Consider the following 24,725-nt stretch of genomic DNA (forward strand, 5'->3'; position numbering starts at 1 on the left):
CTGCTGCAGCAAACCCGGGACGGCGCCAGCACCACCTACCACTACCTGGCCGATGGCACGCTGGACCGTAGCGTGCAGACCGATAGCGGCACCACCGTGAGCAGTTACTACGGCTATGAATGGTGGGATGAGGCCAAGCAAAGCACCATCACCTCCAAACCGTACAACAAGGACGCGCCGAACTGGCAGAGCGGCTACTCCCGTCTGCGCTACAACGTCAACGGCCACCTCGTTGAAGCGCGCGACGAAACCAAAAACCGCAGCCTCCGCTACGTCAACAACGCCCAGGGCCTGGTGCTCAAGCGCGAGGAAATCGCCAAGGGCAGCACCTACAAGCGGCAGGACTATTACTTTCTGGACGGCAAGCAGATCGGCTCGGTGGGCAACGACGGCGCCAGCCGGGTCGACTACGCGCAAGCCTTGGCGCAAAGCCAGATCGGCAACCGCAAAGACCGGTACCGCGAAGGCCAGCCGGTGAACAGCGCCGACTTCGACCAGAACTACGAGCCGATTACCCCCAATTACCCGGGGCAGACGCCGGACTTCGTCACGGTGAAGGCGGGGGACAGCCTACAAAGCCTGGCGGCGGCGCTGTGGGGCGACCAGGCGATGTGGTATCTGCTGGCGGACGCCAACAGCCTGAGCGGTAGCGAGGCGTTGATGGCCGGCCAAGTGCTGAAAGTGCCGAATAAAGTTGCGAATGTGCACAACAACAGCGGCACCTACCGGGTATACAATCCGGGCGAGGCGATAGGGGATGTGACACCGACGCTGCCGGATCCGCCGCCGCCGCCACAGCGCGGAGGTGGAGGGGGCTGCGGTGGTTTCGGCTCCATCTTCGTCGCCATTGTCACCGTGGTGGCGGTGGTGACGCTGGGCCCGATCTTCAGCCAGTCGTTGATCCCGGTACTGGGCGCGGCGCCGGTAGCGGCGGGCACGGCGGCAGCGGCTACCGTAACCGCCGGCGCCGCGGCCACCTTCGCCGGCTACGCGGCGGCGGGCGCGGTGGCCTCAATGGCCGGCCAGGGCGTGGCGATGGCGATGGGGATGCAAGACCAGTTCTCGTGGAGCCAGGTGGGCATGAACGCGCTTGGCGCGGGGGTGAGCGCCGGCATGGGGGCCGGGCTGCTGGGCGATCCGCTGAAAAACGCGCCAATCGCGCTGCGGGCGGCGGCGGGCAACGCCGTCACCCAGGGCGTGGCGGTGGCCACCGGTTTGCAGAAGCGATTCAACTGGGCCGCGGTGTCGGCCAGCGGTGTCGGCGCTTTAGCCAGTAGCCAGGTCACCTTCGGCACACAGAATGATCTCTCCACTCTCGATACACTAAACGATTCCTTCACTAGCCTGGCGCAAGGCACGGCGCGCGGTCTGGTGTCGGGCGGCATTCAGTCGCAACTGACCGGCCAACGTCCAAACTGGAGCGCGATCGCGGCGGAATCGTTTGGCAGCGCGCTGGGGGATCAGGTGGTGGATGGCATCCAACAGCGAGATCTGAAGCGGCAACAGCAGAAGGCGGCTTTTGCCAAGCAGGTTCGCGACTGGGGCTTTAGCGGCCGGGCGGAGGTTCTGGAACCGGCTTGGCTCAGCCTGGATTCATTGAGCAGCGAGGCTGCTTATGGCGTGGTGGACGACGAACCGATGGCGCAACGCGCGACAGCGGCTAAGGCACAGGAGTCAGGTTCAAGATTGGTGCTACCTGCTGGTGACGATGATGATATGGCGATCTCTACGGTTGATGGGGGTAATTCTCTAGCCGAGGCTAACTATGATCCATCTAGAGTTGAAGCCATAGGTAGACCACGCCACCTCGACGAAGGCGCGTGGGCGGCGTTCCAGCGCGGCTATAATGGTGGCGGCTTGGGGGTGATGGAAGATAACCCGTGGTCCTGGGCAGGAGAATACGGTTCTCGGGCGACCAATAGCTTTAAAAACCTCTTCGAGAGCATGACTGGCTACAGCAGCACGCAATTGGCGCGTTCGCAGTACGCCAAGGGAAACTATATCAGCGCGGCTGGTTATACGATGGCTGCGGTGGGTGAAGCGGCACAGACGTTCTTGATGTTTGGGGCACCCGTTGGAGGTATGGTCGGGACGGTTGAGCGGGGAGTGGTAGCACGGTATGGTGAGGTGGGAGCAAGCAAAATACAGTATGGCTCCTTGCGTAGCCCTAGTGAGTTAATGGGTGTTGAGCCTGCATCCCAAGAGTTGCTCACAGCTGTTGGTAATAAACGCTCTTTAATAATTGCTCAGCCGGGGTCGGACGAGCTCCGTATGCTAGATTACTTTGGAGCGGAGGCGTCTGTGGGAGGTGTCAACAACTCCAGCATTCTTTTGCGTCAGAATCCAAGTAAGGCTGCTGTTTTGGAAGAGTTTCTACATGGAACACAAGCCCGCATTGGAGTGGTTGATAGATTGGGACCTAGTGGATTAGGCAGTGCCGAAACACATGTCAAAGATTTCATGATTAGGCACCAAAAAATGCTTGGTTTAAGTAATGAAGACATTCGAATTCTTCAAATGCTTAGAGATAAAGGATTGTAGTGTGATAATAGAATTGATTGTGAGAAATGTCTTTCGCTTGTCTAATGGTGTAACTGTTTTTGCATGCGAGGGAGGTGGGGAGGCAGATTCATTCAATGGGTGCAATGCGATGCTCATGCAGAATGGAGAGCCACGACAAAGAATCACCCTTGTGGGGGAGTATGTTATGAGTAAGAAGACTACTCATATAAACCAACGAGCTGTTGAAACACGAGATAGTGTCGCGTTAACTTTAGAAGATGCACAGAGTGGTACATGGAGCATAGTTTGTGATGAGGTGGTCATAAGCAAGTAGCAAGTAGGGTGGGCAAGCCAAAAGGCTTGCCCACGCAGCACCTTAGCAACACAAGCTTTGGCCGCGCCACAGCTTAAAGCCCAAGCCTCTCCAAAAGCCCCTCGCGTGGCTTTGGTCGGTTATAAGGCTCAAGCCAGTTCCTGCATCTGCATCGTGGTTTGCTACAAGCGGTGGGCGAAAGGCTCCAGCAGGCAATACACCTGCTCGCACTCCAGCGTGTCCAGCTTGGATTGTTCCAGCATCGCCGTCAGCACCGACAAGGCGGTGCTGACTTGGTTGAGTTCCAGGCTGAGCAGATGGAGGCTGTGATCGAAATGCTGGCAGGATTCGTCGAGCTGATGCAGCAGCGGGTCGATCGGGTGCAGCGAGGCATCCTGTTGACGCAAGCTTTTCAGTTGGAGCAGCAAGAATGAATGGATTGTTAGAGTTTGTGTTTGAAAACGTACCACCTTTAAAGGTGGCTCCTTGTGTCTTAAGCTTGATTGGGCATGAGAGGAATGTCAAAAACGTTATTCGCGATGGTGATGAACCGTTGGCTATAAGTGACGTTGTTGATGCCGGATTTTGGCGGAGGCTTGCTTCGCAAGAGGAGGATGTGGCCATACTTCTAAATATGGAGGAAGTGGAAATTGGAACAAGATTGATAAGAGGAGCAACCCTTCAGGTTATTCATTATGGTAATTTGAATGACTTGGTGGTTTTTTTGTCTTCTGAGGATTGTAGAAAAGGAGGGATGGTTCGTTCCGAAGATATGTATGAATGGGCCAAGAGTGTTGCTGATTTGTTTGAGGTGGCTAATTTTTTCGGTGGCTTAGAACCTGCTAATGATGAGCAAACTCAACTGTTTTTAGCAAGTGGGGTCGGGCTTATTCAGGGTATATAGTGTGATGGACTAGGAGTCTAGTCTCATATGTGTAGTCCATGTGTTTTTGAATAGGGTGGGTCGCTATTATCACGGCTCCTTATATGGCCTGAATTGGTAGCCACTACAGTAGGAGTCAGTTGGCTTGCCCACGGTATGCTGATGGTCCTTGAAAACCTCATCAAAGAGCCGCTGCTTGTAACGATTTTTTATTGCGTATTCACCAAGTAAACCAGAGCCTGAACCTACGTCATGGCCCGCTGCCAGTAGCGCGGCCCCTCGGCCGCGCCTCATCCCGCCTTATTTCTTCACATTGAACGCTTGCAGCGCCGCCTGCGCCGCGGCGGCGATGACTTCGTCGCTGTGCTTGGCTTCTTTCTTGGCGTGCTTGGTGTAGACCGCCAGCACGATGGGCGCGCGCTTGGGCGGCCAGATCACCGCGAAGTCGTTGGCGGTGCCGTAGACGCCGCAAGTGCCGGTTTTGTCTCCCACTTCCCAGCCGGCCGGCACCGCGGCGCGGATTCTGGCGTTGCCGGTGGTGTTGCCCTTCAGCCAGTCCGCCAGTTGTTGGCGTTGCGTTTCGGCCAGCGCCTTGCCCAGCGCCAGTTTTTGCATGCTTTCCGCCACCGCCTTGGGGGTGGAGGTGTCGCGCGGGTCGCCGGGGATGGCGGAGTTCAGTTCCGGCTCCAGGCGGTCCAGGCGGAAGCTGGCGTCGCCGATGGAGCGCATGAAGGCGGTCAGAGCGGCGGGGCCGTTGATTTCCTTGAGCAGCAGGTTGGCCGCGCCGTTGTCGCTGTATTGCACGGAGGCGGCGTTGAGCTCGGCCACGGTCATGCCGTTTGCTTGCTGTTTGGTGGTAACCGGGGACCAATTAGGCAGAGCCGTCTTGCTGTAGCGGATGCGCTTGTCCAGCAGGCCGGGTTTTTGTTGGCTTTGCGCCAGCACCCCCGCCGCCAGAAAGCCTTTGAAGGAGCTGCACAGAGGAAAGCGCTCGTTGGGGCGGTTGGCCACGGTGGCGCCGGAGCCGGTGTCGATGGCGTAGACGCCGATGCTGCCGCCAAAATCGCGTTCCAGTTTGGCCAGCTTGTCGGCGGCGACGGCGAGCGGATCGGCCGCCACGGCCTGGGTCAGCGGCGCAGCCAGCGATGCGAATAAAATCAGATGCTTGAACATGGTTTGCTTCCTTCTGCCTGGTTGAGAGTGTGGCGCTATCCTGATGGCGAAGGCTTGGGCTGTAAATCGCGGAAACTGTAACGTCTGTAACTTTTCGTGCCGGCTGCGGCGTTGAAACAGGGGGCCGCCGCCTGGCGTCAGCAGGCGCGCGGCCGTCTTGAGAGGCGGCCGTTTCACATCGGCGCAGGCGGCGCGCTTGGGCGAATTCTGGAAGTGCGCGGCGGAGGGGCGAGGGTATAAAGCGGCATTCGCCATTTCGTTTGCAGGATTCTCATGCCGGACCTGATCGCCTTTCATCGTTGCGTCGCGGAGCTGTTGCAACACCTGGGTTTTGACGCGCCGGAGCTGGCCGCGGATCAGGAGGTGCTCAGTCTGCAGCTGGAGCAGAGCTTTTCCCTCCATTTTGTCTATCTCGATCAGGATAGCTGGTTCATGCAGGCGGACCTTGGCGACGCCTTGCCGTCGCCCGGTCCCGCTGTGTTGGCGCAGGCTTTGCGCCGCAATCAGCTGGCGCTTCAAGTCTGGCAGCCGGTGGTGAGCCTAGATCAGGACGAGCGGCTGAGTTGCTGGCTGCGGCTGCCGTGCCAGGGTTGCGATTTGCCGTCGATGGCGGCCGCTCTGGACGCGGTGATTGTCTGCGCTGAGGAGTTGTTAAACCTCGGTTCCGTCTATAAGCCCTGATGGGCAATCTCCTAAGAAAAGGACTTTCATGACCACCATTTCCACCCATATCCCCATGCGCGGGCTGCAATCCGCCCAGGCTTTGCGCGAGAGCTGCGCCGATGTCAACGCGGACAAGGCGCGTATCGGCATGCGCAAGGACGGCACTCTGGTGTTGTACACCGGCCGTTCTTACTTGCTGCATCCGGATCAGACCCGGCGCGCCAGTGAGTTTTTGCGCCAGCTGGACCCGCTGCAGGCGGAGTCGGGATCGCGTCGTTTCCGCCTGGTTGATCTGATGACCAGCCTGAATACCGTCTCCAATGGCCGTCGCGCCGAGCCGCAGTCGGATGAGCCGGCTGCCGCTAGCCGCACCCGCCGTTTGCGTTTTGCCGATGAGCCTGCTCCGGTGGTGGCCGAGAAACGGCCGGTTCAGACCGCGCCGGCCAGGTTGGCGATTGCGCCGCAGTCCGCGCCGCGCGTCGAGGCCGATGGCGCCGGCAAGGGTTTCAGCGCCGCCGGCTCCCGCGGCCGGGTGCAGCAGGACGGCGATATGGTGGTCAAATCCTTCAAGGCGATGGACAAGAGCGCCGTCGCTCATGAGCTGGCGATGTGCAATAGCCATCTCAAGGCCAGCCAGCGGGCCTTGCCGGAAGCGCGGATGCAGGGCGATACGCTGGCGATGCCCTTTATCGCCGGCTCGACGCCCTCCACGGAGGAGGTGAAGGGCGCGGTGGGCGAGTTGTTCCGTCTTGGTTTCATGATGGGAGACCCGTCTTCGGCCAATTTCGTCAAAACCGAAGGCGGCGAGGTGGTGCCGGTGGATTTCGGCCTGATGTTCAAGGCGGACGGACGCGGCGAGGTGTGCCGCAGCGTGATGAGCGAGATCGTGCATGACTACGTCAAGGGCGGCTATCGCTTTGTGCCGGAGCCGTTGAAGGGCGATTATCTGGCGGCGATGCGCGAGTTCGATCAGGTGCTGGGCAAGGACAGCCCGGCGCGCAATGTCAACGTCAAAAAGCTGCAGATGGCGGGCTGGTTCAATAAGACCCGCTAACAAAACCCCTGATCCTGCGTTGCGCCTCCTTGTCGTACTACGGGTACTGTAGCTTCGCAGAAACTTCGTTTTCTGCGTCGGCGCGCCTTGGCTCAGGTACGCTGCTCGGTTTTGTTAGCGGCTCTAAGAACCTGTTCACGATCTGCTGCGCGTCGGCGATACTGCGTTAAAAACAAACTCAAAATGCTCATGTACCGCATGTACACTCCGCTTTTTCGCTTGTTTTCGCCTTGTCTCGCCTTAGCTCGCAAGATCGTAAACAGGTTCTAAGAACGGCTGAGAAAACCCCTGATCCTGCGTTGCGCCGACTTGCCTAGGTCGTAAAACTGAGTTTTGTTAGCCACTGCTCATCCGTCTGACGGATGGCTGTGGAAACGGCGTGCTCCTGCATGGGAAGCACGCCGTTTGGCTTTCTTTCCGCCCGCGACGCCGGCGCCTTGACGCTGCTTGCCCGGCTCAGTACCCTGTGGCTCGCGCTGCGCCAAATCACGCCGCGCCGGGAGTAGAAGCCCATTTGTAATTACTAGACCGCAGACCAGCAGTGTCCGTCTGGACACCGTTATGTCTGCGCGCTACGCATGCCCATTTGGGGCGGGCCGTGGCGAGGAGCCCTTGTGGCTGCCGGTCGTTGGTCTAGTAAGCCGGTCTTCTACCCTTGTCACGTGCCTGCTCAAACCTGCTGCACGAGCGGGCCTTCTCTCCGGAAACGACTTGGAGGCCGCGATGCGATTCTTCCTTTTTTTCCTTTCTCTGTCCCTTGATCCGCTGTCCTGGCTACAGGAGGCTTGGCGATGACTTCCTTGTGCGATGTGAACGAGCGGCGGCGCTTGCTGGGCGAGGTGCTGGACGCCAGCCAGCTGGGGCTGGAGGCTTTGGATTTGGTGATCCCCGCGGTGGAGGCGGCGGAGCGCTTGTGCCTGAGCCTGGGCTCCGAGGACGGCGAGCCCATTGCCGGTTTGTGCCGCTTGGTGCGCTGGGCGATGGAGGACTATCACGGCATGCTGGACAATGTTCGTGAGGAAGCGGCCACGGCCTTGAACCATGCGGTTTGACAGAGGCTGCGCTTGCGATCTCGCGACCCAGAGCGAAACAAGGCGCGAAGCACCGAGACCGCTGGTGGGTATCGCCTACGGCTCCTCCCACCCTACGCGCGGCCGCCGGTCATGGGTAGGGTGGGAGGAGCGCGGCGATACCCACGCGGAGGTTGTTTGCAGGTGGGTGGAGCGTTTTGGATGCGGGGTTTGTTGGCAGCGGCCAGATAATCGCAAACCGCGCGCGTCTCCTGTCAGCCGCTCCACGGCCCAGAGCGAAACGGCGGTGCTGGAGCGGGCGAAGCATAGGGATCGCTGGTGGGTATCGCCTACGGCTCCTCCCACCCTACGTGTGGCCGCCGGTCATGGGTCGGGTGGGAGGGGCGCAGCGATACCCACGCGGAGGTTGTTTGCAGGGGGCTGGGGCGTCTTGGATGCGGGGCTTGTTGGCAGCGGTCAGATAATCGCAAACCGCGCGCGTCTCCCGTCAGCCGCCTCGCGGCTCAGGGTGAAAGAAGGCGTTGCCGGATCAGGCGAAGCACCGAGACCGCTGGCGGGTATCGCCTACGGCTCCTCCCTCCCTAAGCGCGGTCGTTCGTCACGGGGCGGGTGTCGCCTCCTGCCAGCCGCCGCCCAGCGCGGCGATCAGCGCCACGCTGGCGGCGTATTGCCGGTTCTTCACGTTCCACAAGGTGGTTTCCGCGTTGATGCGGCTGCTTTGCGCGGTCAGCAGATTGAGGTAGCTGACGGTGCCGGCGCGGTATTGGTTCTGGGTGATGGTTTCCGCGCGCCGGGCGGCGTCCAGCGCGGCTTGTTGCGAGGCGGCTTCTTCGCCCAGCAGCCGCTGCGCGGCCAGGTTGTCTTCCACGCCCTGGAAGGCGGACAGCACGGCCAGGCGGTAGCCGGCGACGCTGGCGTCGTAGGCGGCGATGGCTTGTTCTTTCTGGGCGCTGCGCAGGCCGGCGTCGAATAGGCTGAGCGCCAGCGCCGGGCCCAGCGACCAGACACGGTTGGGCAGGCTGACCCAGTCGGCGAAGCTGGCGCCGCGGTAGCCGCCGCTGGCGGACAGGGTGAGGGTGGGGAAGAAGGCGGCCTGGGCGACGCCGATTTCGGCGTTGGCCTGCGCCACCGCGCGCTCGGCGGCGGCGATGTCCGGGCGGCGTTCCAGCAGTTGCGAGGGCAGGCCGGCGGGGATGGCGGGCAGCCGCGGCTCGGCGCCGGCCGCCGGCAGGCTGAAGCTGGCCGGCGTCTGCCCCAGCGCGGCGGCGATGGCGTGTTCCAGCTGGGCGCGGGTCAGCTGCTTGTCCGCCCGTTGCGCCTGGGCGCTTTGCCATTGGCTTTCGGCCTGGGCCACGTTGGCGTCTGAGACGATGCCGGCCTGGTATTGATTGCGGGTCAGCTTCAGTGTTTCCGCCAGCGCTTGTTCATTGGCCTGCAGTTGCCGCAGTTGCAGGTCGGCGACGCTGATTTGCAGATAGGCGGTGGCCAGCTGCGCCTGAGTGCTGAGGCGTATCGCCGCCAGTTGCGCGGCGCTGGCTTGGGCCTTGGCGGAGCCGGCTTCCACCGAGCGGCGCAGCCCGCCCCACAGGTCCAGTTCCCAGCTGGCGTTGGCGCTCAGGTTGTAGCTGGTGGAAGCGGCTTGGCCGGGGGAACTGACGCCGCGGCTTTGGCCGGCGCTGAGGCCCAGGCTGGGGAAGAGCCCGGCTTCGGCCTGTTTCAGCAGCGCCTGGGCCTGGCGGTATTGCGCTTCGGCCTGGGCGATGCCGGGGCTTTGCCGGTTCAGGGTGTCCATCAGTTGGTCCAGCCGCGGGTCTTGGTAGATGCGCCACCAGTCGCCGCGCGAAAGGGCGTCTTGAGGTTGAGCGCTTTTCCAGCGGCCGTCTTCCTTATAGGCGGCCGGCACGTCCAGCTTGGGTTTGGTGTAGTCCGGGCCCAGCGCGCAGCCGGCCAGCAAGAGCGCGCAGGCCAGCGTAAGGCGTTGTGTTTTCATGGGTTTCATTCCTCGGCTCCGCGGTTCAGCGCGGCGCGCGCGGGCCGCCAGCGGCGGCACCACAGCCGGAAGCGGTCCAGATACAGGTAAACGACGGGGGTGGTGTACAGGGTCAGCAGCTGGCTGAGCAGCAGGCCGCCGACGATGGAGATGCCCAGCGGGGTGCGCAGTTCGGCGCCGTCGCCGCGGCCCAGCGCCAGCGGCAGCGCGCCGAACAGCGCGGCCAGCGTGGTCATCATGATGGGGCGGAAGCGCAGCAGGCAGGCCTGGCGTATCGCATGTTCCGGCGTCATCTGCTGTTCGCGCTCGGCGTTGAGCGCGAAGTCTATCATCATGATGGCGTTCTTTTTGACGATGCCGATCAAGAGCAGCACGCCTATCAGCGCGATGACGTTGAATTCGCCGCCGGTGGCGATGATGGCGAGCAAGGCGCCGACGCCGGCCGAGGGCAGGGTGGAGAGTATGGTGACCGGGTGCACCACGCTTTCGTACAGCATGCCCAGCACGATGTAGACGGCGATCAGCGCGGCCAGAATCAGCAGCGGCTGGCTGTCCAGCGAGGCCTGGAAGGTCTTGGCGCTGCCCTGGAAGCTGCCGTGGATGCTGCTGGGCAGGCCTACGCCGTCCAGCGCCTGATTGATGGCGTCGGTGGCGTCGGACAGCGCGGCGCCCGGCGGCAGGTTGAAGGAGACGGTGGCGGCGGCGAACTGGCTTTGGTGGTTGACCGACAGCGCGGTGTTGCCGGGCGCCCAGCGCGCGACGGCGGACAGCGGCGTGGGCTGGCCGCCCGGCGTCTGCAGGAAGATGCTGTCCAGCCCGTCCGGGCCTTGCCAGTATTGCGGCGCCACTTCCATCACCACGCGGTATTGGTTGAGCGCGTTGTAGATGGTGGACACCTGGCGCTGGCCGAAGGCGTCGTTGAGCGCGGCGTCCACCTGGGCCTGGGTCAGACCCAGCCGAGCCATGGCGTCGCGGTCGAACACCAGGGTGGTTTGCAGGCCTTTGACTTCCTGGTCGGTGTTGACGTCGGCCAGCATCGGCAGCTTCATCAGCGCTTGCTGCACCTTGGGCGTCCATTCGCGCAGTTCCGCCAGGTCGTCGCCTTGCAGAGTGTACTGGTACTGGGCGTTGCTGGAGCGGCCGCCGATGCGGATGTCCTGCACCGCTTGCAGGAAGAGCTGGGCGCCGGGTTCGCGCGCCAGGGTCTTGCGCAGCCGGGCGATGACCTGGTCCAAGCTTTCCTGGCGTTGGCCCAGCGGCTTGAGGCTGACGAACATATTGGCGCTGTTGCGCTGGCCGCCGCCGGTGAAGCCCAAGACTTTGTCCACCGCCGGGTCCTGGCTGACCACGGTGATGAAGCGCTGCAGCTTTTGCTGCATGGCCTGGAAGGAGATGTTTTGGTCCGCGCGTATCATGCCGTTGAGCCGGCCGGTGTCTTGCTGCGGGAAGAAGCCTTTGGGCACCGCCAGGTAGAGGTAGACGTTGAGGCCTATGGTGGCGGCCAGGATCAGCATCATCAGCGGGCCGTGGCGCAAGGCCCAGTCCAGGCTGCGGCGGTAGCCGTCCAGCATGGCGTCGAAGACGCGCTCGCTCCATTGAAACAGCCGGCCGGGCGGCCGTTCTTCGCGCGGCTTGAGCCAGCGCGCGCACAGCATGGGCGTGGTGGTCAGCGAGACCAGCAGCGACACCAGGATGGCCACGGACAGGGTGACGGCGAATTCGCGGAACAGCCGGCCGATGACGCCGCCCATCAGCAGGATGGGAATGAAGACGGCGATCAGCGAGACGCTCATGGACAGCACGGTGAAGCCCACTTCGCGCGCGCCGCGCAAGGCGGCCTGCATCGGCTTCATGCCGTCCTCGATGTGACGGGAGATGTTCTCCAGCACCACGATGGTGTCGTCGACGACGAAGCCGGTGGCGATGGTCAGCGCCATCAGGCTGAGGTTGTTGAGCGAGAAGCCGGCCAGGTACATCACGGCGAAGGCGCCCACCAGGGACACCGGCACGGTGATGGCGGGAATGGCGGTGGCGCGGCCGTTGCGCAGGAACAGGAAGACCACCAGGATGACCAGAGCCACCGAGATCAGCAGCGAGCGCTCCACTTCCTGCAGCGAGGCGCGGATGGTGGGGCTGCGGTCCATCACCACCTGCATGTTGATGGCGGCGGGGATGGAGGCCTGCAGCTGCGGCAGCAGCGTCTTGACCCGGTCTATGGTTTCGATGATGTTGGCGCCGGGCTGGCGGAACAGCATCAGCATCACCGCCGGCTGCCGGCCCAAGAGGCCGGCATTGCGCAGGTCCACCACCGAGTCCTTGACCTCGGCCACGTCGGCGATGCGCACCGCGGCGCCGTCTTTGTAGCTGACGATCAGCGGCAGGTAGTCGCTGGCCTTGTTGGCCTGGTCGTTGGCCTGCACCTGCCAGTGGCGTTCGTCGTTTTCCAGGAAGCCCTTGGGCCGGTTGGCGTTGGTGCCGGCGATGGCGCCGCGCACGGTTTCCATGCCTATGCCGTAGTGGTTGAGCTGGCGCGGGTTCAGTTCCACCCGCACCGCCGGCTGCGCGCCGCCGCCCACGTTGACGTCGCCTATGCCTTCCACCTGGGCCAGCTTCTGGCCGAGTATGGTGTCGGCGGCGTCGTACATCTGGCCGCGGCTCAGGCTGTCCGAGGTCAGCGCGATGATCATGATGGGCGCGTCGGCGGGGTTGACCTTGCGGTAGGTGGGGTTGGACGGCATGCCGGTGGGTAGCAGGGAGCGCGCGGCGTTGATGGCCGCCTGCACGTCGCGCGCGGCGCCGTCTATGTCGCGGTCCAGCTCAAACTGCAGGGTGACGCGGGTGGAGCCCAGCGAGCTGGACGAGGTCATTTCGGTGACGCCGGCGATGCGGCCCAGCGCGCGTTCCAGCGGGGTGGCCACGGTGGCGGCCATGGTTTCCGGGCTGGCGCCGGGCAGGCGCGCGCTGACGGAGATGGTGGGGAAGTCCACCTGCGGCAGCGGCGACACCGGCAGCAGCTTGAAGGCCAGCATGCCGGCCAACAGGATGGCCAGGGTCAACAGGGTGGTGGCCACCGGCCGGCGGATGAAGGGGGCGGACGGGATCATGCTTCGCCCTCGGCGCTCAGTTCCGGCTTGGCCTTGCGGCCGAGGCGGCGCGCCAGCCGGTCAAAGGCCAGGTAGATCACCGGGGTGGTGAACAGGGTCAGCACCTGGCTGAGTAGCAGGCCGCCCACCATGGCCACGCCCAGCGGTTGGCGCAGCTCGGAACCCATGCCGCCGCCCAGCATCAGCGGCAGCGCGCCCAGCAGCGCGGCCATGGTGGTCATCAGGATGGGGCGGAAGCGCAGCAGGCAGGCCTGGTAGATGGCGTCGCGCGGGCTCATGCCGCGTTCGCGCTCGGCCTCCAGCGCGAAATCTATCATCATGATGGCGTTTTTCTTGACGATGCCGATCAGCAGGATGATGCCGATGATGGCGATCACCGACAGATCGTTGCCGGACAGGAGCAGGGCCAGCAGCGCGCCGATGCCGGCGGAGGGCAGGGTGGATAAGATCGTAATGGGATGGATATAGCTTTCGTAGAGCACGCCCAAGACGATGTACATGGTGACGATGGCGGCCAGGATCAGCCACAGGGTGTTGGACAGCGAGGCCTGGAAGGCCAGCGCGGCGCCCTGGAACTTGGTGTCTATGCTGGCCGGCAGGCCCAGTTCGGCCTCGGCCTGGCGGATGGCGTCCACCGCCGCGCCCAGCGAGGCGCCCGGGGCCAGGTTGAAGGACACGGTGGCGGTGGGGAATTGCCCCAGGTGGTTGATGGCGAGCGCGGTGGGGCGCTCTTCTATGCTGGCCACCGCGTCCAGCGGCACCGGGCCGCCGTTGGCGGTGGGCACGTACAGGCTCTTCAGCGACAGCGGGTCCTGCTGGTGCTGCGGGTCCACTTCCAGCACCACGCGGTACTGGTTAGTCTGGGTGAAGATGGTGGAGATCAGCCGTTGGCCGAAGGCGTCGTAGAGCGCGTTATCGATGGCGGCGGTGCTGACGCCCAGCCGCGCGGCGGCGTCGCGGTTGATGTTGACGTAGGCTTGCAGGCCCTGGTCCTGCAAGTCGCCGGCCACGTCGGCCAGCTGCGGCAGCCGGCGCAGCTTTTCCACCAGTTTGGGCGTCCAGGCGGACAGGTCCTCGGCGCTGGTGGCCTGCAGCGTGAACTGGTACTGGGTGCGGCTGACACGGGAATCTATGGTCAGGTCCTGCACGGGTTGCAGGTAGAGCGCCATGCCCGGCACCGCGTCGGCCTGGCTTTGCAGCCTGGCCAGCACGGTGCGGATGTCGTCGCGCTGGTCCTTGGGCTTGAGGTTGATCAGCAGCCGGCCGTTGTTGAGCGCGGCGTTGTTGCCGTCCACGCCGATGAAGGAGGACAGGCTGTCCACCGCCGGGTCCTTGAGCAGCTGCTGCGCCAGCGCCTCCTGTTTGCGCGCCATGGCGCCGAAGGAGATGGACTGCGAGGCTTCGCTGACGCCCTGGATGGCGCCGGTGTCCTGCAGCGGGAAAAAGCCCTTGGGCATGGCCAGGTAGAGCGCGGCGGTCAGCGCCACGGTGGCCAGCGCCACCAGCAGGGTCAGCGTCTGCCGTTCCAGCACCCAGCTCAGCATGCGGCCGTAGCGGGCGATCACCCGATCGAAAAAGCGGCCGCTGGCGTGATAGAAGCGGCCTTGCCTGTCTTCCGGCACATGCTTGAGCAGGCGCGCGCACATCATCGGCGTCAGCGTCAGCGAGATGAAGGCGGAGATCAGGATGGGCACCGCCAGGGTGACGGCGAATTCGCGGAACAGCCGGCCCACCACGTCGCCCATGAACAAGAGCGGAATCAGCACCGCGATCAGCGAGATGGTCAGCGAGATGATGGTGAAGCCGATCTGCTTGGAGCCCTTGAGCGCCGCGGCCATCGGCGTTTCGCCGTCTTCGATGTAGCGCGCGATGTTTTCTATCATCACGATGGCGTCGTCGACGACGAAGCCGGTGGCGATGGTCAGCGCCATCAAGGTGAGGTTGTTGATGGAGAAGCCGGCCAGGTACATCACGCCGAAGGTGCCCACCAGGGACAGCGGCACCGCCACCGCGGGGATGACGGTGGCCGGCACATTGCGCAGGAAGACGAAGATCACCATCACCACCAGGGCGATGGCCAGCATCAGTTCGAACTCCACGTCCGCCACCGAGGCGCGTATGGTCACGGTGCGGTCGCTCAGCACCTTGACGTCCACCGCGCCGGGCAGGGTGTCGCGCAGCTGCGGCAGCAGGGATTTGATGCGGTCCGCCACCTGGATCACGTTGGCGCCGGGCTGGCGCTGCACATTGAGGATGATGGCCGGCGTGGCGCCGGCCCAGGCGGCCAGGCGGGTGTTTTCCGCCGAATCCACCACCTGGGCGACGTCGGACAGGCGGATGGGCGCGCCGTTGCGGTAGGCGATGACGACGCCGCGGTATTCGTCGGCGGACTTGAGCTGGTCGTTGCCGTCTATGGTAGAGGCCTGGTGCGGGCCGTCGAAGCTGCCCTTGGCCTGGTTGACGTTGGCGCTGGCGATGGCGGTGCGCACGTCTTCCAGGGTCAGGCCCAGCGCGGCCAGCTGGCGCGGATTGGTCTGGATGCGCACCGCCGGGCGCTGGCCGCCGCTGATGCTGACCAGGCCGACGCCGGGCACTTGCGACAGTTTCTGCGCCAGCCGGGTGTCGACCAGGTCTTCCAGCTTGGTCAGCGGCAAGGTGGGCGAGGTGACGGCGATGGTCATGATCGGGGTGTCAGCCGGGTTGACCTTGCTGTACACCGGCGGATTGGGCAGATCGGACGGCAGCAGGTTGCCGGCGGCGTTGATCGCCGCCTGCACTTCCTGCTCGGCCACGTCCAGGCTCAATTCCAGGCCGAACTGCAGGGTGATCACCGAGGCGCCGCCGGAGCTGGTGGACGACATCTGCGACAGGCCGGGCATCTGGCCGAACTGGCGCTCCAAGGGCGCGGTGATGGAGGAGGTGATCACTTCCGGGCTGGCGCCCGGGTATTGGGTGACCACCTGGATGGTGGGGTAGTCCACTTCCGGCAGCGCGGACACCGCCAGCATGCGCCAGGCGGCGAGGCCGGTCAGCAGGATGGCCACCATCAGCAAGGTGGTGGCCACCGGGCGCAGGATGAACAGGCGCGAGGGATTCATGCCGTCTCTCCGCGCTTACTGCGCCGCCGAGGCGCGGCGTTTGCCGGCAGGGCCGCTGCCGTCGCGCTTGTGGCGTCCGGTCTTGCCCGCGCCTTGGGCGGCCTGGCGGCTCTGCGCGGCGCGGTCCACCACGGTGACCTTGGCTCCGTCGCGCAGCTTGTCCAGACCGTCCACCACCACGCGTTGGCCGGGCTTCAGGCCTTGCTCGACGATGACGATGTCGCCGACGCGCGCGCCGGCGCTCACTGGGTTCAGGCTGACGCTGCTGTCGGCGTTGACGGTGTAGACATAGCTGCCCGTCTTGCCCAGCTGCACGGCGGTGGCCGGCACGGTGACGGCGTTTTCCTGCTCGCCCAGGCTCAGGCGCACATTGACGAATTGATTGGGGAACAGGGCCTCGTCGGCGTTGGCGAAGCGGGCCTTGAGATTGACGGTGCCGGTGCTGGTGTTGAGCTGGTTGTCTATGGCCAGCAGCTTGCCGTCGGCCAGCTTGTTGCGGTTGTCGCGGTCCCAGGCTTCCACCGCGAGGCCGGGCTGGGCGCGGCTGGCCCGCAGCACCTGCCCCAGGCTGACTTCCGGCACCGAGAACAGCACGTTGATGGGCTGGGTCTGGGTGATCACCACCAGGCCGTTGGCGTCGCTGGCGTGGACGATGTTGCCCGGGTCCACCTGGCGCAGGCCGGCGCGGCCGGACACCGGCGCGCTGACGCGGCTGTAGCTGAGCTGCAGTTTGGCGTTGTCCACCGCGCCCTGGTCCAGCTTGACCGTGCCCTGATACTGGCGCACCAGCGCCGCCTGGGTGTCCACCTGTTGTTTGGCGATGGAGTTCTGCTCCAGCAGCTGGCGGTAGCGGGCCAGGTCCAGCTGGGCGTTTTGCAGCAAGGCCTGGTCGCGCAGCAATTGGCCTTCGGCCTGGGCCAGCGCGGCCTGGAACGGGCGCGGGTCCAGCTCCGCCAGCAACTGTCCCTGTTTGACTGGCTGGCCTTCTTCGAAGTGCAGTTTGTCCAGCTGGCCGTCCACGCGGCTGCGCACGGTGACGGTGTAGGTGGAGTTGACGGTGCCCAGCGCGCTGATCTGCAAGGGCACGTTTTGCAGCTGAGCGGCGGCCACGCCCACGGCCGCCGGCGGCGCGGCGCGGCGTTGGCCCGCGGCGTCCGCGGCCGCGTGCTGTCGCCACCACCAGCCGCCGCCCAGAGCGAGCGCGACGACAAGGCCCCAGCACAGCGGGGAACGGTAAAACGGGCGGCGAGGCGCGGCGGATTGGGTCACGGCGGGGCTCCAGGAATGCGGCGTTGGAGCGGCGCGGGCCGCTCCGGATCGTTCGAAGGCGACCGCCGGCATGGATGGGCGGTTGGGGGCGCCGCAGCAGGCCGATGGTCGATGCTTACGGCATTATGCGCTCCTTGTTTGAACCGGGTTTTACTTGCGCCGGCGATTGTATGTCGAATTGTTGCAAGACTTGACGGAAGGTAAGGTCCGGCCGGGCGGCGGCGAAGTGCCAAGCCAGTTGCTGCGCGCGCTGGCGGTAGGACGGCGTGGCCAGCATGCGCCGCAGCAAGGGCGGCAGCCGCCCGGTTTCGATGTGGTGGCGGCGCAGCGCGACGCCGGCGCCGTAGGCTTCGATATGCCGCATCGCCAGCAGCTGATCCATATTGGACGGGATGCCTATCACCGGCCGGCCTTGTTGCAGCGCCTGGTAGCTGGTGGGGCTGCCGCCGTTGCAAATGACCAGGTCCGCGCGGGCGGCGGCGGCCTCGCCGGGCAGGAAGTCGGCGCTGAACAGGCCGGAGCGCTGCGGCAGCCGCTGGCGGCTGCCGGTGCTGGCGATCACTTGCAGCCCTTCGCCCAGCAGCTGGTCAATCAGCGTGGGCAGCAGCGCCAGATTGCCGGAGGAACCCAGCGACAGATAGACGGTGGGGCGGTTTTGCAGCTGCGGCCACCAGTCCGGCAGCGCGCCGCCCGGCGACCAGGTGACCGGGCCCAGGTAGCGGTGGTGGGCGGGCAGCGGGCCCAGCGGCACCAGTTCCGGCGAGTCGTAGTACAGCACTTGATCGCCGTGGCTCCATGCCTCGAAGCAGTTGGCGAACGGCGCCAGGCCGTAATGGGCGCGGGCGCGGTTGAGCGAGCGGGCCAGTAGCCGGGTGGCCAGCGGGGTGATCCAGCGCATCAGCGAGGGCATGACGGGCAGGCGGTGCAGATTGATCTTGGCCAGTTCCGGCACCGGCAGCGGCGCCGGATGGCGGTGGGGGCTCCAGTAGGCGTTGATCAGATTGACCAGCGGCTTGCCGGCGAGCGCGGCGCTGATGCCCAGCGAGTGGCGGAAGTCGCCGACGATGACGTCCGGGTCCAGGCGTTCGATCAGGCGCAGTTCCTCTTCGACATAGGCGATGATTTCTTCGCGGCGGTACAGCGCCTTGCCGTTGTCCACCGCGTGGAGGAAGTCTTCGCAGCTCTTGGTGATCAGCGGATGGTAATGGATGTCCTGGCGCTGGTAGAGATAGTCGAAGCGCGGCGCGGCGGCCAGGTGGATGTCGTAGTCCGCGGCGGGCAGCGCGGCGGCCAGGGTGTAGGGGCGGGCGACGTGGGCCAGGGTGACGGCCTCGCCGACGAAGAGGATTTTCTGCTTGCGTGGGTTCATGGCGGCTCAGGGGACGAGAGGTGGGGATGACGCCGTCCGGCGGGGCCGGACGGTGTGGAGCGGTCTTAGAACGTGTTTACGATCTCGCGAGCAAGGGCGAGACAAGGCGTTGCGGCTGAGAAAGCGGAATGTACATACGGTACATGAGCATTTCGAAGATGTTTTCAACGCCGTATCGCCGCAGCGCAGCAGATCGTAAACAGGTTCTTAGCCTTGGTGGACCTGGACGCGCCACAGCTCGCGTCCATGCGAGGCGCGCGTCATCGCGCGGCGGCCGTGCAGGCTGTTGTAGTTGTCTATCAACACCAGGTCGCCGTCGTGCCAGTCGTGCTCGATCAGGTTTTCCGGCGCGTAAGCCCGCTCCAGCAGTTCCTGCACCAGATTGGGGTAGTCGTCGGCGCGCTCTTCCACGTCGACGAAGAACTTCTGCAGTTCGGAGTTGCTGTTTTCCTGGAAGCGCAGCACGGATTCGCCGGTGTCCGGGTGGGTTTCCACCAGCGGATAGACGCGGGCGTCGCCGCCGAAATAGGTGAACTTGGTGTGGTAGCGGATTTCCAGTTTTTCCCATTCGGCCAGCGTGGCCGCCGGCACCTGGCGCAGGATGTTGCGCGCGTCCACCAGGGTGGTCTGGCCTTCGCCGCGCTGCGGCGCGGTCTTGCAATACAGCGCGAACAGGCTGGCGCTGAAGCGCGGGTTCTTGCGCACGAACTCATTGTCGGCCGGCAGCATGCTCAGGTCCCAGTGCAGCGGCAATTCCTCGAAGGAGTGGACGAAGCCGTCGGCGTCCTCTTCCGGCTTGACCTTGTGCACCGCGCCGAACTGCCAGATGTAGGGCGTGCCGAACTGGGCGCTGAAGTCGACCAGATTGTCCTCGTCGGCCACGGCGAAGCCGCGCAGCGCGACAAAGCCGAACAGCTGGGCCAGGCGGGCCAGGGCCGGACGCGGCAGCGACAGGCAGTTGGCGCCGGGGCGGCGGTTCTCGATCAGCAGGCCGAAGCGGCCGGCCAGCATCACCGACAGCTCGCAAGCCTCCCATTCGTCGCCGGCCTGCTCCAGATAAAGCCAGGGCTGGCCGTCGAAGCTCACCGCCTTGGCGCGGCGCGCGTCCAGCGCCTGGCGCCTGGAGACCAGTTCGCCGCGGCCGGCCAGGTTCAGCAGGTAGACGCGGTGCCAGGGCAGCGCCGCCTCGGCCTGGGCCGGCGACAGCCGGATGGGGAATTTGCCGCCGGGCGCGCCGGACTGGTGGATGGTCAACCGGATGGCGTCCGGGAAATGTTCGGCCAGCATCGCGTCCAGCGCGATGCCGCGCCAGGCCAGGCGCAGCGCGCGCCGCGGCCAGTCTTCGGCCTCCGCGATGCCGCGCGCCGCGTTGTCCTCGCGCAGCAGGCTCAGCCATTGCGGCTGGCGGCCGGCCTGGTTTTCCGGCAGCGCTTGGGCGAAGTCGGCGGCCGCGGCGGGCAGGTAGCGGCGCAGCACGCTTTCGGCGCGGTCGCGCTGGCGGTCGAAGCCGGGCTGGACGCTGGCGTAGTCATGCCAGCGCAGCGCCGGGCTGGAGTAGAGCGCGCGCAGGCGGCGATGGTAGTCGTTGGCGGTGTCGCGCGGGATGTCCAGCAGATCGTGGAAGCTCAGGCCGTCGCTGAACAGTTCCAGCCCGCAGCCGGCCGGGTAGACGCGGCCAATGGCGCGGCACAGCTCGTCCAGCCGCTGCAGCGCCGCGTATTCGGCGTAGTCGGGCCGGTCCGACGCGGTCTTGTCCCGGGTATTGGGCGATTTCAGCGGAAAGCCGGGCAGCAGCAGCTGCAGCGGCTGTTGCCGGCGCACGAAGCTCTCCACTTGGGCGCTCAGCGCCTGGCGGTGCGGTTCGCGCTGCGGGTGGTCGGCTTCGCCCTGGAAGGCGTCGAGCAGAATGGAGACGATGGAAGCGACAAGAGGTTCGTTTTGCATGGCGATACTCGAAATGAACGATGAAAGGCGGGGGGTCAGGCGGCGGTGGCGATGAAGTGGCTGGGGCGGCCGTCGACAAAGACCAGCGCGGATTGGTTTTCGTCGATGTCGCTGCGTTTTTTCAGCATCACGCCGTGTTCGTGCTTGATCGCGGCCGCGTGCCAGGGGGTCAGCCAGGCGTCGGCGCTGTCCACCAGCCGCACGCCTATCTTGGCGGATACGCGGAATTGCGGATGGATGGACAGGCGCAGGCTGTCCGGAAACGCGCGCTCCAGCAGCCGGCTCCAGGCGTTGCTGCGCTGGATCACCCGGTAGGCGTTGGCGCGCGCCATTTTCTGCAAGCTGGTCTTGCTGTGGCCGGCGAAGCGCTCCATGCCTTGCGCGTCCTCGAACAGGAAACGGGTAATGCCCTGGTACATCGCGCGCATCGCCGGCTCGTCCTGGCATTGGCGTTTGATTTGTTCGATGGAGTCGCTGTAAAGAATCAGCAGTTCTTCGCGTTGCGAATCCAGGTCGCCGATATAGCTGAAGTGGTCTTTCAAGTCGTAAAAGCTGAAGCTGTCGCCGTGGCGTTGCCGCGCGTAGCGAATCAAGTCGTCCATATAGGCGGCGACTTCGGCGTCCGGGATATACACCACGTCGGAAAAGCAGTAACCGTCCGAGCAAATGGCGACTTGAGCGCCCGGCGGGTAGAGGCTTTGAATGTCTCGGCAGAGTTGGTGCAGATTGTCCAGCGCGTGGCGTTCCGCCAAATCGGGCATCGCGCCCAGGGTTTTATTGCGATTGGGCGATTTGCCGGGGAAGGCCGGCAGAATCATTTGCAGCGGCTGGCGGCGGGCGACGGCGGCTTGAATCCTGGGCAGGTGCGGAGCCATCTCCGCGGCGAGGTCTTCCGGCGCGGCGAGGTCTTCCGGGTGGACGCGGCGCAGTTTGAAAACCCGCTCCAGTATTTGTTTGGCCAGATCCGTATCGGAAACTCCAAAAGGGTGAAAAACAGGATCGACAATAGCGTTCATGGTTTATCTCATTGAGTTGTGTAATCAAAAGCGATGGAATTGCGGCTTGCCCGCGTTCCTGCGCGGGCGGTTCGCTTATCGTTATGTGATGACCAAAATGTAAATAATGGAAAAACACGATTCGCTTCAGCAAGCGAGGCCATTTTATGGCAGATGTTGGACAGGGGCGAATAAATTAGCCGCTATAGAGTTATGAGCAATCGTTATATTGATATGGCGAACGGGTTTATTGAATAAGCGGCGAGAGGTTTTTATTCGATTGGAGTGGATTTTTATTCAATGGGGAGGTGTGAAAATTGTAAATGCGATTGTGACGGTTTGTGATGTCTTATTTGTTTTAATTTGGATTAAATTTAAATTTCTCTTTATATGACAAGGTCTTATTTGTCATTTTTGCAAATGAGATTCATTCTTATTTGTAAATAAAGGAAGACCGTCGTCGACTGTGAGTTTTCCCATGCAACCACGGTGCGGCGACGCGGTCGCGCCGGCAGCGCCGAGGCGGGCCGCGGCCGGCGGAGCAGGCGAAAACTGTATGATTCCCGCGACAGTTCCGCCGCGCGGCGCTCGCTAGACCTTGAGCGGGGCCATGGACGCAGTCCAACCGGGTGCGATATTCCTTTGCGAACATGACATTTTCGTTTTTTAAGCTTCAAAGCCATGTTTGACTAGTCAACAGTCGTGGTTGCTGTCATTCTTTTGCGTTTCGATTACGACTGCCTGTCGTAGCGACAACAGGCCGCCGGCTGGCCGCAGCGAGCCGAAGGCCATGTCGCCGAGCAGGCGCACTTGAGACAAAGAGATGGAAAAAAAGCAAGAAAGCCAAGAGCTTAGGCGCACCTTGCAGGCGCGCCACCTGTCGATGATCGCCATCGGCGGCTCTATCGGCACCGGCCTGTTCCTGGCTTCCGGCGCCACCGTGGCGTCGGCCGGCGCCGGCGGGGCCTTGATCGCCTACGCCCTGATCGGCCTGATGGTCTACTTCCTGATGACCAGCCTGGGCGAAATGGCCGCCTTCATGCCGGAGTCCGGTTCCTTCCAGGTATACGGTTCGCGCTTCGTCGATCCGGCCTTCGGCTTCGCCCAGGGCTGGAACTACTGGTACAACTGGGCCATCACCGTGGCGGTGGAACTGGCCGCGGCCGCCATCATCATGCATTACTGGTATCCGGCGGTGCCCGGCATCGTATGGAGCGCCGGCTTCCTGCTGATCATCTTCGTGCTCAACTATTTCTCGGTGAAGGGCTTCGGCGAGGCGGAGTTCTGGTGCTCCATGCTCAAGGTGGCCACCATCGTCGCCTTCATCGTCATCGGCTTTTTGATGATCTTCGGCATCATGACCGACCCCAACCCGCAGCGCATCGCGCCGGGCTTGTCGGTGATGCAGCAGGGGCAGGGGCCGTTTGTCGGCGGCCTGGCCGCCTTCGTCGGCGTGGCCATGATCGTGGGCTTCTCCTTCCAGGGCACCGAGCTGATCGGCGTCGCCGCCGGCGAGTCCGCCAATCCGGGCAAGACCATTCCGCGCGCGGTGCGGCAGATCTTCTGGCGCATCCTGATGTTCTACATGCTGTCCATCCTGATCATCGGCCTGATCCTGCCGTACAACGATCCGCTGCTGCTGAAGAACGACATGAAGGACGTGGGCGCCAGCCCGTTCACCCTGGTGTTCAACCGCGCCGGCTTCGCCATGGCCGCCAGCCTGATGAACGCGGTGATCCTGTCCGCCATCCTGTCCGCCGGCAACTCCGGCATGTACGCGTCCACCCGCATGCTCTACACCATGGCGCGCAACAAGATGGCGCCCAAGCGCTTCGCCGAGCTGTCCAGCAACGGCGTGCCGCGCAACGCCTTGTACGCCACCAGCGTGATCGCCGCGCTGTGCTTTTTGACCTCCTTGTTTGAAACCAACGCGGTCTATCTGTGGCTGCTGAACTCCTCCGGCATGACCGGCTTCATCGCCTGGCTGGGCGTGGCCATCAGCCACTACCGCTTCCGCCGCGGCTACGTCAAGCAGGGCCACGATCTGGCGGACTTGCCCTACCAGGCCAAGTGGTTCCCGCTGGGGCCGCTGTTCGCCTTCGCGCTGTGCCTGCTGATCATGCTGGGCCAGAACTACGAGGCCTTCATCGGCGGCCATATCGACTGGAGCGCGGTGATCGCCACCTATCTGGGCATCCCGCTGTTCCTGGCGCTGTGGCTGGGCTACAAGTTCAAGCACAAGACCCGGATGGTGGCGCTGGAAGAGATTGATTTCAGCGAGGCCCTGGTCAAGGCCCGCGCCTTGCGCCAAGAGAACCAGGGCAGCAAGCTGGCCGCCGCCACGCGCTGACCCTCTGTGAATTCTGCCAGCCTTGGGCTGGCCGTCCGCTGACAGCCCGGCTTTGCCGGGCTGTTTTTGCGTAAGGGCTTGATTGTTTTGGGCGCGGCGGCGGCGAGGGCCGCGCGCGCGGCGCGCCGGAACCGAGGCGGGGCGCCGCAGTCCGAGCGAGAGCCGGCTTGCAATACTGATGAATTGTGTAATATGGCGGCTGGCGCGGCGCAGCCCGCCGCCGTTCCCGATCTGAATTCGATGGTTTCGGAGTCACTCATGCAGTTGCTGACAATATTCATAACAAAGTTTCTGTTTGTGATGGCTGCCCTGCTGCCTATCATGAACCCTCCGGGACTGGTGCCCATCTTCATCTCGATGACGGCGCGCAATACGCCGCAGCAGCGCCGCTATCTGGCGCGCCGCATCGCCATGTATTGCGCCTTGCTGCTGCTGGGCAGCATGTTCACCGGCGGCTATGTGCTGTCTTTCTTCGGCGTGTCGCTGCCGGTGGTGCAATTGTCCGGCGGCCTGCTGATCACCTTCGCCGCCTGGCGCATGCTCAACGACGCGCCGCCGGAAAGCAGCCCCACCTCCACCGATCAGCCCATCCAGGCGGAGAACCACGATGCGCTGAAGCAGCGCGCCTTCTACCCGCTGACCTTTCCGCTGACGGTGGGGCCGGGTTCGATCTCGGTGGCCATCACCATGGGCGCTTCGCTGACCGACACCGGCAAGGGCATCGTCAAATACGCGATCTCGCCGCTGGCCGGCGGCTGCGCGGTGCTGGTGTGCAGCGTGCTGGTCTATCTGTGCTACCGCCACGCCGACAAGCTGCTGCGCTACCTGGGCCAGACCGGTTCGGTGGTGTTCCTGCGGCTGTCCGCCTTCATCCTGCTGTGCCTGGGGGTGCAGATCATGTGGGACGGCTTCGGCGCCTTGATCGTCCAATTGGCGCAGGACGTGTTGCCGCACAAGTGAGCGGCGCGATTGGACATCTTTTGATGT

The 24,725-nt window shown here is 64.0% G+C and carries 16 protein-coding genes; 7 read left to right on the top strand and 9 right to left on the bottom strand.

The features are described 5' to 3' along the window. Nucleotides 1–2,541 (top strand): LysM peptidoglycan-binding domain-containing protein (locus JW897_RS10115; protein ID WP_205465992.1); only part of this gene is annotated, 2,541 nt, incomplete at its 5' end. A 456-nt stretch (nt 2,542–2,997) separates the two neighbouring features. On the opposite strand, the gene JW897_RS10120 is transcribed toward JW897_RS10115, so the two are convergent. Then, entirely contained in the window at nt 2,998–3,222 is a 225-nt protein-coding gene (locus JW897_RS10120; RefSeq protein WP_205465993.1) for a hypothetical protein, read from the bottom strand. A 23-nt stretch (nt 3,223–3,245) separates the two neighbouring features. Between JW897_RS10120 and JW897_RS10125 the strand changes: the two genes are divergently transcribed. Beyond that, complete coding sequence (locus JW897_RS10125) at nt 3,246–3,719, top strand: hypothetical protein (protein WP_205465994.1); 474 nt, start codon at nt 3,246–3,248, stop codon at nt 3,717–3,719. 279 nt (nt 3,720–3,998) lie between these two features. Here the strand turns inward: JW897_RS10125 and blaCRH are convergent, their stop codons facing one another. Then, the gene (blaCRH, locus tag JW897_RS10130) at nt 3,999–4,871 is read right to left on the bottom strand and encodes a CRH family carbapenem-hydrolyzing class A beta-lactamase (RefSeq protein WP_205465995.1); all 873 of its coding nucleotides are present in this window, start codon (nt 4,869–4,871) and stop codon (nt 3,999–4,001) included. Between the two features lie 273 nt (nt 4,872–5,144). Between blaCRH and JW897_RS10135 the strand changes: the two genes are divergently transcribed. From JW897_RS10135 to JW897_RS10145, 3 genes are all read left to right on the top strand, one after another. Continuing rightward, nucleotides 5,145–5,552, top strand: coding sequence for a CesT family type III secretion system chaperone (locus JW897_RS10135; RefSeq protein WP_205465996.1), 408 nt, complete (start codon nt 5,145–5,147; stop codon nt 5,550–5,552). A gap of 28 nt (nt 5,553–5,580) precedes the next feature. Next, a complete protein-coding gene (locus JW897_RS10140; protein WP_205465997.1) occupies nt 5,581–6,588 on the top strand; it encodes a protein kinase family protein in 1,008 nt (335 codons plus the stop codon). A 791-nt stretch (nt 6,589–7,379) separates the two neighbouring features. Further along, nucleotides 7,380–7,640 carry a hypothetical protein gene (locus JW897_RS10145; RefSeq protein ID WP_048412098.1) on the top strand — a complete coding sequence of 87 codons (261 nt, stop codon included), beginning with the start codon at nt 7,380–7,382 and terminating at the stop codon, nt 7,638–7,640. A gap of 577 nt (nt 7,641–8,217) precedes the next feature. Here JW897_RS10145 and JW897_RS10150 read toward each other — a convergent pair. The 7 genes from JW897_RS10150 to JW897_RS10180 form a co-directional block, all read right to left on the bottom strand. After that, entirely contained in the window at nt 8,218–9,609 is a 1,392-nt protein-coding gene (locus JW897_RS10150; protein ID WP_240352160.1) for an efflux transporter outer membrane subunit, read from the bottom strand. A 5-nt stretch (nt 9,610–9,614) separates the two neighbouring features. Then, nucleotides 9,615–12,713, bottom strand: coding sequence for a multidrug efflux RND transporter permease subunit (locus JW897_RS10155; protein ID WP_205465999.1), 3,099 nt, complete (start codon nt 12,711–12,713; stop codon nt 9,615–9,617). Then, on the bottom strand, nt 12,710–15,811 hold the full coding sequence (locus tag JW897_RS10160) for an MdtB/MuxB family multidrug efflux RND transporter permease subunit (RefSeq protein WP_205466000.1): 3,102 nt from the start codon (nt 15,809–15,811) through the stop codon (nt 12,710–12,712). The genes JW897_RS10155 and JW897_RS10160 overlap by 4 nt, the downstream gene beginning before the upstream one ends. 15 nt (nt 15,812–15,826) lie before the next feature. After that, nucleotides 15,827–17,080 (bottom strand): MdtA/MuxA family multidrug efflux RND transporter periplasmic adaptor subunit, encoded by a 1,254-nt coding sequence (locus JW897_RS10165; RefSeq protein WP_338030564.1) that lies wholly within the window; start codon nt 17,078–17,080, stop codon nt 15,827–15,829. A gap of 115 nt (nt 17,081–17,195) precedes the next feature. Then, entirely contained in the window at nt 17,196–18,449 is a 1,254-nt protein-coding gene (locus JW897_RS10170; protein WP_205466002.1) for a glycosyltransferase, read from the bottom strand. 207 nt (nt 18,450–18,656) lie between these two features. Next, the gene (locus tag JW897_RS10175) at nt 18,657–20,393 is read right to left on the bottom strand and encodes an L-tyrosine/L-tryptophan isonitrile synthase family protein (RefSeq protein ID WP_205466003.1); all 1,737 of its coding nucleotides are present in this window, start codon (nt 20,391–20,393) and stop codon (nt 18,657–18,659) included. Between the two features lie 35 nt (nt 20,394–20,428). Further along, nucleotides 20,429–21,409, bottom strand: a complete 981-nt coding sequence (locus JW897_RS10180) for an isocyanide synthase family protein (protein ID WP_048412092.1) — start codon at nt 21,407–21,409, stop codon at nt 20,429–20,431. Between the two features lie 802 nt (nt 21,410–22,211). Here JW897_RS10180 and JW897_RS10185 point away from each other — a divergent pair. Both JW897_RS10185 and JW897_RS10190 read left to right on the top strand, forming a co-directional pair. Continuing rightward, nucleotides 22,212–23,738 (top strand): amino acid permease, encoded by a 1,527-nt coding sequence (locus tag JW897_RS10185; RefSeq protein ID WP_048412091.1) that lies wholly within the window; start codon nt 22,212–22,214, stop codon nt 23,736–23,738. Between the two features lie 258 nt (nt 23,739–23,996). After that, complete coding sequence (locus JW897_RS10190; RefSeq protein WP_043641629.1) at nt 23,997–24,698, top strand: MarC family protein; 702 nt, start codon at nt 23,997–23,999, stop codon at nt 24,696–24,698. Nucleotides 24,699–24,725 lie beyond the last annotated feature (27 nt).

The sequence above is a fragment of the Chromobacterium alkanivorans genome (assembly GCF_016937655.1).
GTDB classification, from domain to species: Bacteria; Pseudomonadota; Gammaproteobacteria; order Burkholderiales; family Chromobacteriaceae; genus Chromobacterium; species Chromobacterium alkanivorans.